Origin of the sequence: Clostridium autoethanogenum DSM 10061, from assembly GCF_001484725.1 — a bacterium.
Lineage (GTDB): Bacteria > Bacillota > Clostridia > Clostridiales > Clostridiaceae > Clostridium_B > Clostridium_B ljungdahlii.
This window is the reverse complement of the sequence record NZ_CP012395.1, coordinates 894634-909546: the sequence shown is the minus strand read 5'-3', so window position 1 is coordinate 909546 and position 14913 is coordinate 894634. Positions and strand designations below refer to the sequence as shown.

Genomic DNA, 14913 nt, shown 5'->3' with positions numbered 1-14913 from the left:
TAATTCCTATTTATTTTATTATCTAAAAAATAGATGAAAGGACGATTGTGGGCATGGATGTTACCTGGCAGAGTATAATATTCGAACTTATGTTGTTATTAGTACTCACGGTGATTAATGCATTTTTTTCAGCCATAGAAATGGCTATAGTTGCTTTAAACAAAAGTAGAATTAATTATTTAGCAGAAGAGGGGAATAAAAAGGCAAAGAGGATATTGAAATTATTAAAAGAACCAAACAATTTTCTAGCTACTATACAGGTGGGAATAACTCTTGCTGGATTTTTAGCTAGTGCGTTTGCAGCTACTACCTTATCGGAGAAGTTTTCATTTTTTTTGGGTAAACTTCACGTTCCCTATAGTGACAAACTGTCTGTAATTATAATTACAGTGCTATTATCTTATGTTACTCTTGTATTTGGAGAATTATTTCCAAAGAGAATTGCACTTCAAAAATCAGAAACAATATCAATGGCATTAATAAATCCAACTTTGTTTATAAGTAAGTTGATGCTACCCTTTGTAAAATTACTTTCAGGTTCTACTAATGTCCTTTTAAAAATATGTAATATAAGTACAGAAAATATTGAAGATGAAGTATCTGAAGAAGAAATTAGATCAATGATAGAACTTGGACAGGAAACAGGAGTTTTTAATCAATCTGAAAAGAAAATGATAGAGGGAATATTTAAATTCGATGATAAACTAGCAAAAGAAGTTATGACTCCTAGAACAGAAGTATTTGTTATAGATATAAATGACATAGATTCGGGTACTATTGAAAGTATTATTGAAGAAAAATATTCTAGAATACCTGTTTATAGAGATGATATAGACAATATAATAGGTATATTGTATGTTAAGGATCTATTTGTGAAGCTTATGAAAACTTCTGCAGATAATGTAGATATAGAACCACTGCTCAGAACTCCTTATTTTATACCGGAAAATAAAAATATAGATGTACTTTTTAAAGAGCTCCAAAATACTAAAAATCATATGGCAATTTTAATTGATGAATATGGTGGATTTTCTGGAATTGTAACTATAGAAGACTTGATTGAAGAGGTAATGGGAAATATCTTTGATGAGTATGATGATAATGACCAGTATATAAATAAAATTGATCAGGATACTTATCTAGTAAGTGGATTAGTATCAATAGATGAAGTAAATGAATTTTTAAATTTAGAATTGGAATCAGATAATTCAGATACTATAGGTGGTTTTGTAATAGAACTTTTAGGAAGCATTCCTAAAGAAGGGGAAGAAAATACAGTTGAATATGAAAATATAATTTTTAAAGTGGAAAAAGTAGATGAGAAGAGAATAGAGAGCTTAAAGATATATATTCCAAATGAAAGTCATAGTAATGAAAATTAAATGTGTGATTGTTGTGTAGTATATATCTATTTTAAATATAGTTTTATTTTTCAAGAAAGGAAGATATAAAGATATGGGATTAGATAAAATATTTTTTAGAAAATTTTTACAAAGTGCCTTTTCGGACACTGTAGCAGTTAAGTATTGGGATGGTTCTGAAGAAAAGTATGGAGAGGGAGACATAAAATTTAAAGTATGTATGAATAAGCCCATTTCTGAAAAAGACATATTGCGAGATCCTTTTCTTACTCTAGGAGAGGCATATATGGACGGGATTCTTGATTTTGAAGGAAATATTAGAGAAATATTAGAATCAGTATATAAGAATAGAGAAAGCTTTTTAAATAAAGCGGATATATTTTCTAAAGTGTACAAAATACTTCCAAATACTTTAAAGAGAAGCAAAACTGATGTACAGTATCACTATGACCAGGGAAATGATTTCTACAGTTTATGGCTTGATAAAACAATGAGTTATTCTTGTGCATATTTTAAGCATGAAAATGATTCCCTTTATCAGGCACAATTAAATAAGGTAGATCATATATTGAAAAAGCTTAATTTAAAAGAGGGACAAACACTTTTAGATATAGGATGTGGATGGGGAGAACTCATTCTCATGGCTGCAAAAAAATATGGAGTAAAGGCTGTAGGTATAACTTTAAGTAAGGAACAGTTAAAAAAGGCAAATGAAAGAATAGAGGAAAATAATTTGCAGGGAAAAGTTGAAGTTAAACTTGCAGATTATAGAGAACTTGCAGATAAAAAACAAAAATTTGATAGAATAGTAAGTGTAGGAATGATTGAACATGTGGGAAGAAAAAATCTGTCCACTTATATGGAAGATGTAAGAGATATGCTAAATCCAGGAGGAGTATCACTTCTTCATTGTATTACTGCACAAACAGAAGGAGAAGTGAATGAATGGATAAAGAGATACATATTCCCAGGAGGATATATACCATCTATAAGAGAGTTAGTTAGTTTAATGGCAGATAATGATCTTCACCTTGTGGATGCAGAAAGTTTGAGACTTCATTATTTTAAAACATTAAAATGTTGGGCTGAAAATTTTGAAGGTGCTATAGATGAAGTTAAAAAAATGAAGGATACTAGATTTATAAGAATGTGGAGACTTTACTTAAATGCCTGTGCTGCTTCATTTCATTACGGGGTAGTAGATATACATCAGTTTGTATTTACAAAAGGACTTAATAATGAATTGCCAATGACAAGAAAATATTTGTATGAAGATTAAAATTATTGTAAAATCAGGGTTATAGACCCTGATTTTTTAAGTAGTATAATTACTCATTAAAAAAATTAATTTAAAAAAGTGGGTGATGAAAATAAAGTATGAAGAAATAAGAGAAATACTTTTTAAAAATGATTTCCAAGGAAATAGTCTTGTTATAGATGGAATAAGCGGCAGTGGCAAAACTACTTTAGCACAAGAAAAATATAGACATATGATTGAATCTCAAAAAATTAAAAGTGAAGAGATTTTAATATTTGTTATGAATTTAAATCAGATAATAGCATGGAGGAGGAATATTTCTTTTAATTTTTGCGGTCAGTGTAAAATAAAAACTTATGCTAATTTTGTAAAAGAAGAAATTATAAAATATTGGCCAATTATTGAAAAAAGCTGTAAACTTATAGGAAAAAGTGAAATACGACCTGAATTTGTAAATTATGATACTTCAAAGTACATGATGAAAATGCTAATTGATTATTATAGAAAAAGAAAAGGATACTTTTTAGATGTAACAGTGGAGTCTAAAAAAATGGCTGGCATTTTCGTTTCAAACATGAGTCAAGCTGCATGTTCATTAATTGATATGGATAAAATAGGACACAGGTTATATAATTCTTTAAAATTGAAGAAAAATGTAAATGCTCAGAATTTTGATAAGATGGATGAAGTAATAATGCATTACGCAAAAAGTTTTTTGAATTCAGGAACTATTGATATAGCTATGGCAATACAACTTTATAACAAATATTTACTTAAAGATGAAGGTTATTTAAAAAAGCTTCGGAATATAAAATATGTACTGGTAGATGACATGGATGAAATGTGTGCTGCTGAACTTAATTTAGTAGAAGTAATTTCTAAAAATGCACATAGGTGTTACTTTTTTTCTAACATGGAGGCAGGGTTTTGCAATTCCAATGGTTCAGATATAGATTTTATAAAGAAAAGTAAATTTTTTAACGGTAAACTTATAAATTTAGAGGAACATTTTTTATGTAGTTCTGAGTTTTGTCACATTTTAGAAAGTCCCAATAAATTCAAATACTCAGATAATATTTATACGGATATAGGCGCCTCCCTAAGAAGTGAAATGATTGAAAAAATCGGAGATAAATTAAAGGAGCTTATAGATGATGGGACGTCTCCGGAAGATATAGCTATTATATGTCCTATAAATGATTTTGTATTGAGTTATGAATTACAAAGTAGGTTTAAAGATGCACCTTTTGAAATCAATAATTTAGGAAAGAAAAACAAATTGATGGATAATGCATATGTTCACTGCATTATGATGATTATATGTATGTGTATTGAAGACATAGAATATGACTTTACAATGGATGATTATAGAAAGTTTTTTTCAACGCTTTTAGTTACAGATGCAAAAACTTCATGGATTTTATCTAATGAAGTTGTAAATTTTCGAAAGCTAGGGGATTTAACGGATACTCAAAAGAACATTATGGGAGATGAGAGAGCCTCTAAATATAACTATATTGTAAATTGGATAAGAAACTGCAGCAAAAATATTAGAAGTGATAGTATAGATATGCCAGAGCTTATAAGACTAATATTTTTAAATATTATGATAGAACTTCCGGATTCAAGAGAAAACATAAGTATATGTGAAAATTTAGGTGAATTGGCAGATAGGTTTATAAATACTCTTGATAAATTTAAAACGATAGATAACCCATCACAAAAATTCGTAGATTTTGCAATAAACGAAGCTGAAAGTTTTTGTTCCTTTAGAGACATAGAAAATATGTATTTTGAAAAAAAAGGTATAATTTTAAGCAGTGCCTCTAATTTTCTAACCAGTAATATGAAAAGTTCTGTACAAATTTGGACTGATGTGACGAGTAATTTGTGGAGTCCTAGAAATATAAAAAAATTTTCAAATGACTGTGTGTTAAAGAAGAGTTGGAATGAAAATGTTGTGTATACAGAGGAAATAGAAACAAGAAATAGAAAGAAAAATTTATATAGTGTAGCCAAAGCACTTTTAAGGAAATGTAGTGGTAGAATATATTTATATGGAAGTGAATATTCTGAAATGGGATATGAACAAAATGGAGGATATATGGATATATGAAATTTAGAGATGATCAGCTGCCTATAATGCAATATAAAGGAGGTACTATGGCAGTTTCTGCAGTGCCTGGGGCAGGGAAAACCTTTATTACAGCACAGCTTGTTTGCAAAATAATAGAAGAAAAATTAAACAAGCCTGGAAAAGTACTTGTAGTTACATACATGAATAGTGCTGTAAATAACTTTAAAAATAGAATTTCTCACATGCTTGAGGAGAGAGGAATAGATTCAAATAGCGACTATGAAGTTATGACAATACATGGCCTTGCAATGAAAGTATTACAGGAGAGGCCGGATGCAGCAGGGTTAGATGAAAATTTTAAGGTCATAGATGATTTACAGAAGATCTTCTATTTAGATAATGCTGTAAAGATATGGAGAAAGCTTGGAGGAGAAAAGATATACAGAAGTCTTTTAAGTGAGTATGGCACTAAAAAATATGATGAAAAAAGTGAGAGATGGTGGAAAGATTTTTTACAAATATCAGACGTGCTTATAAGTGAATTAAAATTAAACGGAATAACTCCTGAAAAAGTAGAAGAAAACAGAGAGCTTTTAGGAAACAATAGCATAATTTATATTTTAAATTATATTTATTTCAGATATGAGAAAATGTTGAATCTAAATGGATATGTGGACTATAATGACATACTTGTACTTGCTTATAAGGCACTTATTTCAGATGAGGATTTGAGAAAAAAGTTTCAACAAAAATATAGTTTTGTATTTGAAGATGAATGTCAGGATTCAAATTTGGTGCAGTGCGATATACTGTCCATTATTTCTGAAAGGGTAGGTGCAGATAATAAGAAGAGAGAATGTAATTTGGTTCGGGTAGGAGATTTAAATCAAAGTATAATGGGAAGTTTTACATCTTCAAATCCCATATATTTTAAACAATTCTTAAGAGAAGCAGATAAAAACTATGTAATGAACAGAGCAGGCAGAAGCACAAGAAATATAATGAATTTAGCTAATTCTTTAGTTGAATACACCGTAAAAAATCATCCAGAGAAAAGATGTAGAGAGGCACTTAGATATCAAAAAATACATCCTATAGAAGATGTAGAAGATTTGAAAAATCCAGAAGTTGATGAATACGGCATCTATGCATACAGCATGAGTTCTTGGGAAGATGTGAAAAAAAGGACTATAGAAGTGGTAAAAAGTTTTAAAAGCAAGCATTCAGATATGACACTTGCCATATTGATTCCCTTTAACAGCCATGTAAAAGAAATAGCAGAAGAGCTTAGAAAAAATAAAATAGAATGTGATGAACTGTCAAGCACATCTTCAGAGAGGCTCAAAATCATAAATATTTTGGGGAAAATATTAGGCTTTTTAGGAGAACCGGACAGCCCGGTGAAATTTAGAGATTTGATGTATGAAATTATAGAGGGGGACAATGAAAAAAAGAATGTTATAATTAATAATATTACAAGTTTTAAAATTGAGGACATAATAAAAGAAAGTGTATTTAAGACTACGTCTGTTTGTAAATTAGAGGAGATAGACAAGAATATATTTGAAGATTTTATATGTAAATTAAGAATGGTAAAAGATATATTGGCCAATTTGAATATGCCTTTGCAAGAATTGATTCTATATATAGGTTATGAACTTAAATTAAATAATGAAGATAAAGCTATTCTTCAATATGTAGCATCTTATGTAAGGCATAAGAATGCTGAAAATAATTCTATGACTTTGGATGAAATTTCACAGGAGCTTTTAGATGTAAGAAGTTCTGCATTTACACATATATGCAATGTAATTTATGACATAAGAGGATATGAGCCAGTTCCAGAGAAAGTCACGGTTACAACTTATCATAAATCGAAGGGATTAGAATGGGACTGCGTATTTTTGTTGTATTTAAATAATTACATATATCCCTATAGTATTAAGGGAAAATTTAGATCAGAACACTATTACTTTAAAGATGAATTTAAAAATCCCACAGCTATAGGAAAAGCAGAAGTGCAAAAACTACTTCAAAATGATGTTTGCTACAATCCTATTATAAAGGCTAGGGAAGAAGTGATATGTGAAAAAATACGACTTTTGTATGTAGCTATAACCAGGGCAAAGAAATACTTAATACTTATGGCCCACTATGATGAAAACAAAAAAGATTGCCCATCTAAGTATTTTGAAATCATAAAAAAGTTCATTTGTGAGAATAAACAGAGTTCTTAGCATCAGATAGAGTTTTGGCTCCACATGATGCTTATTAACAGGCTTCTTAGTGCTTCAGCACTTAGAAGGCGTTGTCCTTTAGGAAAAATCGTTATCCAGGGATCTAGCTACTCTTTACTTCCACTTGGAGAAAAGCAGATATCCCAAATCTTTGATTTGGTGATAGTCGCTTTCACAGAGTGCGTGGAGTATTAGAGCAGGTAGTCATCGGATAAAATTTAGAATGTATAAGTGGTGAAAGTTTTGGATATAAGGAAATTGGAATATTTTTATTACAGTCAAAATTCTATAAATGCATTTATAAAATGTCCTCTTAAGTTTAGGCTAAAGTATTTGGAAAACTTGTCTTGGAAGAGGGAAGGTTCCATAGAAGAAAATTATTATGAGAATATAAAGCAGGGTCTGGATTTTCATTTAATATGTGAAAGGTATTTTGCAGGGATTCCTTTAGGAAAACTAAATAATGATGATTTAATAAAAAAAGTAAATTCTTTAAAGGACACATTTAAAATAGACAGAAAAAATGATTATTTAGTAGAGTATGAAGTGAAGATGACAAAAGATGTCATGAGACTTCAGGCAAAGTATGATTTGATACTAGTAACACCAGATAAAAAAATTCAAATATGGGATTGGAAGACGGAAAATAGAAAATTATCTATAGAGGAGATGAAAAAAAGAGTTCAAACTTTAGTATATATGTATGTATTAGCTGAAAATGTTGAAAATATGTTTGGCTTTGAATGTAAACTGGAAGATATAACAATGAACTTTTGGCAGCCTCAATATGAAAATAATATTATAACTATAGGGTATAGCAAAAAGGCTCATATTGAAAATGAAAAGTACTTGAGTAAAATAATAAAAAATATAAACTCCTATGATTTTTATAGTGTTAATACCAAACTTTACTCATCTCATTGTAAGTTTTGTGAGTTTAATTATCTTTGCAATAATCAAAAAATTTATTAATCGTAATATATGGAAATAAATATATTTATTATGGATAATGGGCTTATAAGTAGGGTTTTGAGTACTATATTGTGAAATTTCACAATATTGCGTATAAACATAAAAAATCACCTTTTTCATGTATAATAAATCAGGTATATTACGAAAAAGGGGATAAAATTATGGATATAAGTAACTTTGTTGTTTTGAAGGAGCATAAAAACGGGGACTTTGAATATGGAATAAAGCTAATACCAAAACGTGCAATGGACAAATTTGTAGATAGCATTTTTATTTCTAATGTGAGCAATGCAGGAGGATGCAGCAATTATAAAATTTCTTTCCAAAAAAGGTGCGGCTTTAATACTGTACTAAATGATTTTAAACTTGGAGAAAAAGATTTTTTAAGGTATATAGAATTTTTAAGTGAATTTAAAAGTTCTAGTTTTAAAAGCAGTAAGTTTAAAGTACGCAATTTTGGAGAAATGGAATTGACTTACTTGCAGAGTGATATGATAAAGATATCTTCAACAAATAACTGTAATAGATTGTTTTTTACCATATCAAAAGAAGAACTAGCATATTATATATGGATTTTAAAGAAAGTCCACAGGGAAAATTTGGACAACTCTTTTGATCTTTATAAAAATCCTACTATGAACCCTATAACTAGTCTGGATAAAAGAAAATTGTATACTGAAATTTTGTATATTTTGATAGATGAAGCTTTGGACAGCAATAATAAAAAATTATTTTACTCGTTGTGTAACAAGTTGAAAAAAAGTTGCTGGAAAGTTAACTAATAGTTGACTTCCTGGCAGCTTTTTTTAATGTATAATTCACTATCTCTTCACTCTAAAGTGATATTCAGGGGTGTTTTCTGTAATTGCTTTGAATTCATATCCCAATTCTTTGTAGTGTTTTATTATTTTAGAGAGTACCACACAGGTGTTTTTATTTTGACCGTCACAATGAGCAAGTAAAAATATTTTATTTGGATTGACACACTTTCCAGTACCTTCCCTGTATAACTTGTCAACTGATGTATTGTAGTCAATGCCATCGGACAAAGACAAATTCCAATCATATATCTTATAGCCTGAAGAATGAAGTTTTTCAAGAAGTGAATTGGTTAAGTGGCCATTACTTCCTGTGGGAAATCTTATTATTTTAGGTGCAAATCCTACTACTTTTTCAACTTCGATGCCGGTTTTATTCATTTCATCGATAAAAGAATCAGAATTTGAATATATTTTACTTGATTTATGAGTATATGTATGGAGACCTATACTGTTACCTTCGTTGAATATTCTTTTTACTATATCCTCTCTTCCTTGAATTTTACAGCCTATTAGGAAAAAAGTGGCCTTTACGTTTTCTTCTTTTAAAATATCAAGTATTTTTGGTGTAACTTCTGTACTTGGCCCATCATCGAAAGTAAGATATATTGTTTTATTGCAGGAAATTTCTTTTGAGGTGTTTGGTGAAGATGCAAAAACTGTAGAATTTAAGCTTATACATAAAATATAGAATATGGTTAATAAAAAATATTTAACTTTCATTAAAATGTCCCTTCTATTCCTAGTTTTTATCTATAATAGTATGTGCTCTTATAAATTTTTTTATCCGATCGCTGTCAGTGCTAATACACCCATTTTTATCAAAATGGGTGATAAGCACTGCTACGCGCCTGGATAAGTTCTTCTAAGGTTTAGCTTGAGAAAGTTATTCTTATAAGCAAACTCCATCTGAACCTAAGAATCACTTGATAAGTTTATAACAGGAAAATTGTAAAAATAGATTTTGTCTATAGCATATAAGTGTGATAATATATGTTATATTGGCTTTTTATGATATTTTAATTATTTTTATGTATACGAGGTGAAAGATAGTGGAAGTTTATTTTGACAACAGTGCAACAACTAGACCTTATGATGAAATAATAAATTCAATGGCAGAAACTATGAAAAATTATTATGGAAATCCCTCTTCTTCTTATTCTCTAGGATTGAAAGCAGAGTTAAAGATGAATGAAAGTAGAGATATAGTGGCACATACCTTAAATTGTAGTAGAGATGAAATAATATTTACTTCCGGTGGCAGTGAAAGCAATAACTTTTTAATAAGGGGTTTTATAAAACCTGGGCAGCAAATTATAACTACAAAGATAGAACACCCCAGTGTCTTAAATACCTGTAAAGCTCTTGAAAGAGAAGGAATAAAGGTTATTTATTTAGATGTAGATGATAGTGGGAAAATAGATCTTGAAGAACTTAAAAGAAGCATTAATAAAGAAACTAGAATAGTAAGTATAATGCACACTAATAATGAAATTGGAACGGTACAGGACATAGAAACTATAGGAAAGATTATAAAAGAAAAAAATAGTGGAGTAAAGTTCCATGTAGATGCAGTTCAAGCCTATGGAAAGTATGATATTGATGTTAAAAAATGCAATATAGATTTGTTATCTGCAAGTGGACACAAAATACATGGACCAAGAGGAATAGGTATTGCCTATGTAAAAAAAGGTCTTAGACCTGAACCGCTTATATATGGAGGGGGACAGGAAAAAGGGTTTAGATCGGGCACTGAAAATTTAGCAGCTGTTGTTGGATTTGCAGAAGCGGCGGAGAAAGTGTACAAAAATAGAAAAGAAAGTTTTAGTAAAGTAACATGTGTAAAAAATTATTTTATAGAAAAACTTAAAGCTATATCCAATATTAAAATAAATAGTGATGGAAGTGACTATTCACCTTATGTATTAAGTGTATCTTTTATAGGTGTAAGAGGAGAAGTATTACTACACTTGTTGGAGGAAAAAGGTATATATGTATCTACAGGGTCTGCATGTTCTGCTAAAAATAATGAAGATAGTCATGTGCTTAAAGCTCTGGGATTGAAGAAGGAAGAAACCAAAGGAACTATAAGATTTAGTTTTGATGAAGATAATTCAAAAGATGAAGTTGATTATACCTTAAATGTATTGAACGAATCTTTAAAATTTTTAAGGAGTGTGGGTAAATGAGAAAATTGCTACTTTTAAAATATGCTTCAGAAATATTTTTAAAGGGATTAAATAAAGGCAAATTTGAGAAGAAGTTAAAGGATAATATAAAAAATGTTCTTGGAGAAACCAAATACGATTTTGTGGTAGATGAGGGAAGATGGTTTATAGGCTGTGATGATATGGATGAAGCTATTGCAAAATTAAAAAAGGTATTTGGAATAGCTGAAATTTGTATAGTAGATGAAGTAGAACCAGATATGGATAGTATAAAGGAACAATGCCTTAAAAGTATACAGCAAAATTCAGGAACTACTTTTAAAGTAGTGACTAAGAGGGCAAATAAGAAATTCCCCCTTAATTCTATGGAGGTAAGTAGGGAAGTTGGAGCTCATATTTTAAAAAATGATGAAAATTTAACAGTAGATGTAAGAAAACCAGATTTTTTTGTAAATATAGAGATAAGAGATAGTGCTTATGTATATTCGAAAAGGATAAAAGCCATAGGTGGAATGCCTTATGGAACAAATGGAAGCACAATGCTTATGCTTTCAGGAGGAATAGATTCCCCGGTAGCCGGATATATGATGGCTAGAAGGGGAGTCAGATTAAATTGTGTATACTTCCACAGCCATCCTTATACTAGTGAAAGAGCTAAGGAAAAAGTTAAGGAATTAGCTAGAATATTAAAGGGGTATACAGGAAGCATAAATCTTTATGTAGCACCTTTTACAGAAATACAAATGCAGATAATTAAAAATTGCAGGGAAGACGAACTAACTATAATAATGAGACGATTCATGATGAGAGTAGCTTGCAAGTTAGCGGAGAAATACAATGTTGATTCGGTAACTACAGGTGAAAGTGTTGGTCAGGTGGCAAGTCAAACCATGGAAGGGTTAATTGTAAGCAACGACGTAGCAGATAGACCAGTCTTCAGGCCTCTTATTGCCATGGATAAAGTAGACATAATGGATGAAGCAAGAAAAATTGGTACTTATGAAACTTCAATACTTCCTTATGAAGATTGCTGCACTATATTTGTGCCAAAGCATCCTAAAACTAGGCCTAGAGTTTCCGAAATAAGAAAGGCTGAAAGTGTTTTGGATATAGAAAGCTTGGTAGAAGAAGCAGTTAAAAATACGGAACTTTTCAATTAAAAAAAGGAGGACAGCTTTACCTATTGTAGTGGCTGTACCTCCTTTTTTAATTATTCTTCGCATCCATGACAGCTGTCACAGCTGCTGCAATTAGAAGTCTGGGGCTTGAATACAGGCTCTAAAGTAAATCCTCCAAGTCCATTTTCACTTCCACACAGCAATATAAAACCGCTAAATTGTACAAACAGATCACTATCTACGATAAAAGTTATGTCTTTTACTTTTTGAATCAAATCATGATCTTTTTTTTCATCTACAGATATGTTAAAAGATGGTCCATGGCAGGTCATGCCAGCCAAATATATTCTTATTGCACCAGAAGTTGCGTTATTCTCATCTAAAAATTTTTTGAATTCCTGGTAGGCTATATCACTTATTTTTAAAAAATCCATATAAAAAACCTCTCTTAAAATTATATTTTGTATACTCATTGTATCAAAAATCTTAAATTTATACCATTAAAAATTGTGATAAAATATAACTTGTAATAATTCAAAGTGAATTTTTAATGAATTGGAGAGATAAGTATGAATAAAAAGGATTTGGCAAGTATAAGGAAAGAGTTTAAACTAGGAAGTTATGTACTTCCTATTAAAGAGGTATACAGTGTGTATTTAAAAAAGGATAATGGAGAAATAATAACTAGGGAACTGGAACATTTTGAGATGATGGAAGTGGAAAAAAGAGAGTTGTATTTGAATAACTTTAAAAAAGTGCTTACGGGAACTCTGGATTCTAAAATATTTGAGTTGGACTTTAAAGAAAGCAGCGGCGATGAAGATGGTGAGCACACTCAAAATATATTATATCAAGCGCTAAATTCTGGACAAAGTATAGCTGAATTTGGAGATAAAATAGTAGATAAAGTTTCTAAAAATTACACTTATGATACAGATGTAGTTATAAATTTTATAAAAGCAGAATATTATAATGCAGATAAGAAAAAGGGAAACGAGGATTCTCCAGAGGAATATGTACATGCTATAGAATTTATATTGTGTAGTGTAAATAAGGTGGAGATTCCCAAAAAGGTACTAAAATTTGATTATGCTGAAATGAGATTTAAACCAAATTCTGCACTGGATATGGTTATAAATTTAAATTCACCGCTAGATGGATTTATGTTTCCAAGTTTTTCTTCCCAGTATGTAGATGTAAATAAAGTTATATATTATTCTCAAAAGGCAAAACAAATAAACAGTGCTTTTGTACAAAAAGTATTAAATTGTACTATAAAGCCTACAGCGGTAGAAGAAAAAGAAAGTTTTAATGCTATATTAGGTACGGCAGCAGGAGGCAAAATAAATTCCGATACCATGCAGGAAATATATGAAAAAATGAATGAAAAACTAAGTGAAGAAGAAGAGGATGAGGAAGAAACTACTTTAGATATGAAACAAGTGACGGAAGTGCTTGGAGAAAGCGGTATAGAAAATCCACAAGTTGTAAAAAGCGCATTTGAGGAAGTATGTGGGGGAGACTATGAATTTAAAGTTAGAAATATAATTCCTGATTTTAAAAGTAAATCTATAAAGATAGAAAATGAAGATACAAGTATAACTATAAATCCTCACGACTTAGGAAGTGTAAAACAGGTAGTAAATAAAAGTGGTAGAAAGTGCCTACTCATAGAATTAAAAGATGATATGGTGGTAAATGGTCTTAAACTTGAAACTGAAAAAATGGAAGATTATATATAAGTTTTAGTATTTGGTCTACATTTAAGTGCTTAAAGAACCATAGTATTATGAGAAATACTTATATAGGTTTATGACAAAGTATGATATAATAAATTAAAAAATTTTTCTGATTTGATTTTCCGTAAAGAAAATATTACTTAGAAATTAAGTCATTAAAGAATAGTGTAGATTTAAGGCTATAGGGTAAGCAATTTAAATTATTAATTAAGGGGAGTGGGCGTATTGGAAAATGCAATATACATGCTTCAGAAAAAGTTAAAACAATCAAATATTGAATTTATATTTTCAGGAACATTTTCTCAAGGACTAATAGAAGAACTTGGAATAGCTCTAAAACAGAGAATGCAGCTTCAGCAAGCTAAAAAGAGGAAGATTAGCTCGGCTTTTTTTACTTTTGTTGAACAAACACAAAATATTAAACAATATGAAGTATCAAAAGAAAATACAGAAGATTTTTTGGCTATAGTTGGATCTGGTGTAATAGCTATTTCAAAAACTGATTCAGGATATTGTGTAAACTCAGGTAATACTATATTAAACACATATATTTCAAGTTTGAAAGAAAAGCTAGATAAAATAATATCTATGAATGATGAAGAGCTTACTAATTATTTTAGAGAAGTATCAAGAAGAGAAGTCGATATGAATAGGGGAAGGTGCGGGCTTGGTTTGATTCAAATTGCAAGAAAAGCCACTAAAAAAGTTGAATATAACTTTGAGAGAATAGATGACAGTTACTCTTATTACACATTAACTGTTACGGTATGAGGTGAAAAATGAATAATTTTATGGTTGAAAGTACCAAAAGTACTCCCTATGTAGAGTTTAGTCCAGAATATAATGAACTGATTTTCAAAGGAGAGTCTTATCCAGAGAATGCCTATAGCTTTTATGAACCCATTTATAAATTAATAGATGAATATTTTATTAATTTTCAAAAGTTAACTGTAAATTTTCAGCTTTCATATATCAATACTAGCAGTATAAAGTGCTTAATTATATTGTTTGATAAGCTCAATACTAATTATAAAAATGGAAAAGAAATTATTACAAACTGGTATTATGATGAAGATAATGGTTTTGATTATGACATGGGACAAGACTTTAAAATGGATATAGATATTCCTTTTAACTTTATTGCAATTAATGATGAGGAATAAGA

The 14913-nt window shown here is 29.9% G+C and carries 13 protein-coding genes; 11 read left to right on the top strand and 2 right to left on the bottom strand.

Translation table 11 applies throughout. The annotated features are described in order from the left end of the window. Positions 1-53 precede the first annotated feature (53 nt). From CLAU_RS03955 to CLAU_RS03930, 6 genes are all read left to right on the top strand, one after another. On the top strand, positions 54-1382 hold the full coding sequence (locus CLAU_RS03955) for a hemolysin family protein (protein ID WP_013239484.1): 1329 nt from the start codon (positions 54-56) through the stop codon (positions 1380-1382). 73 nt (positions 1383-1455) lie between these two features. Then, the gene (locus CLAU_RS03950) at positions 1456-2640 is read left to right on the top strand and encodes an SAM-dependent methyltransferase (protein ID WP_013239483.1); all 1185 of its coding nucleotides are present in this window, start codon (positions 1456-1458) and stop codon (positions 2638-2640) included. Positions 2641-2725: 85 nt separating this feature from the next. Then, positions 2726-4735 (top strand): UvrD-helicase domain-containing protein, encoded by a 2010-nt coding sequence (locus CLAU_RS03945; RefSeq protein ID WP_013239482.1) that lies wholly within the window; start codon positions 2726-2728, stop codon positions 4733-4735. Next, positions 4732-6933, top strand: coding sequence for an ATP-dependent helicase (locus CLAU_RS03940; RefSeq protein ID WP_013239481.1), 2202 nt, complete (start codon positions 4732-4734; stop codon positions 6931-6933). Before CLAU_RS03945 ends, CLAU_RS03940 begins: the two co-directional genes overlap by 4 nt. Before the next feature lie 234 nt (positions 6934-7167). Next, positions 7168-7905, top strand: coding sequence for a PD-(D/E)XK nuclease family protein (locus CLAU_RS03935; protein ID WP_242825679.1), 738 nt, complete (start codon positions 7168-7170; stop codon positions 7903-7905). A gap of 161 nt (positions 7906-8066) precedes the next feature. After that, complete coding sequence (locus CLAU_RS03930) at positions 8067-8687, top strand: IDEAL domain-containing protein (RefSeq protein ID WP_013239479.1); 621 nt, start codon at positions 8067-8069, stop codon at positions 8685-8687. A 39-nt stretch (positions 8688-8726) separates the two neighbouring features. Here CLAU_RS03930 and CLAU_RS03925 read toward each other — a convergent pair whose 3' ends face one another. Beyond that, positions 8727-9446, bottom strand: coding sequence for a polysaccharide deacetylase family protein (locus tag CLAU_RS03925; RefSeq protein ID WP_013239478.1), 720 nt, complete (start codon positions 9444-9446; stop codon positions 8727-8729). Between the two features lie 329 nt (positions 9447-9775). Here CLAU_RS03925 and CLAU_RS03920 point away from each other — a divergent pair, with 329 nt between their 5' ends. Both CLAU_RS03920 and thiI read left to right on the top strand, forming a co-directional pair. Continuing rightward, complete coding sequence (locus CLAU_RS03920; protein WP_013239477.1) at positions 9776-10912, top strand: cysteine desulfurase family protein; 1137 nt, start codon at positions 9776-9778, stop codon at positions 10910-10912. Then, positions 10909-12051, top strand: a complete 1143-nt coding sequence (gene thiI / locus CLAU_RS03915; protein ID WP_013239476.1) for a tRNA uracil 4-sulfurtransferase ThiI — start codon at positions 10909-10911, stop codon at positions 12049-12051. The genes CLAU_RS03920 and thiI overlap by 4 nt, the downstream gene beginning before the upstream one ends. 50 nt (positions 12052-12101) lie before the next feature. On the opposite strand, the gene CLAU_RS03910 is transcribed toward thiI, so the two are convergent. After that, positions 12102-12443 carry a HesB-like protein gene (locus tag CLAU_RS03910; RefSeq protein ID WP_013239475.1) on the bottom strand — a complete coding sequence of 114 codons (342 nt, stop codon included), beginning with the start codon at positions 12441-12443 and terminating at the stop codon, positions 12102-12104. Between the two features lie 135 nt (positions 12444-12578). On the opposite strand from CLAU_RS03910, the gene CLAU_RS03905 reads away from it, so the two are divergent. The 3 genes from CLAU_RS03905 (at position 12579) to CLAU_RS03895 (ending at position 14911) form a co-directional block, all read left to right on the top strand. Next, the gene (locus tag CLAU_RS03905; protein WP_013239474.1) at positions 12579-13751 is read left to right on the top strand and encodes a DUF4317 domain-containing protein; all 1173 of its coding nucleotides are present in this window, start codon (positions 12579-12581) and stop codon (positions 13749-13751) included. Positions 13752-13973: 222 nt separating this feature from the next. Continuing rightward, a complete protein-coding gene (locus CLAU_RS03900; protein ID WP_023161986.1) occupies positions 13974-14519 on the top strand; it encodes a SiaB family protein kinase in 546 nt (181 codons plus the stop codon). Positions 14520-14527: 8 nt separating this feature from the next. Next, the gene (locus CLAU_RS03895) at positions 14528-14911 is read left to right on the top strand and encodes a DUF1987 domain-containing protein (protein WP_013239472.1); all 384 of its coding nucleotides are present in this window, start codon (positions 14528-14530) and stop codon (positions 14909-14911) included. The last annotated feature ends 2 nt before the right edge of the window (positions 14912-14913 follow it).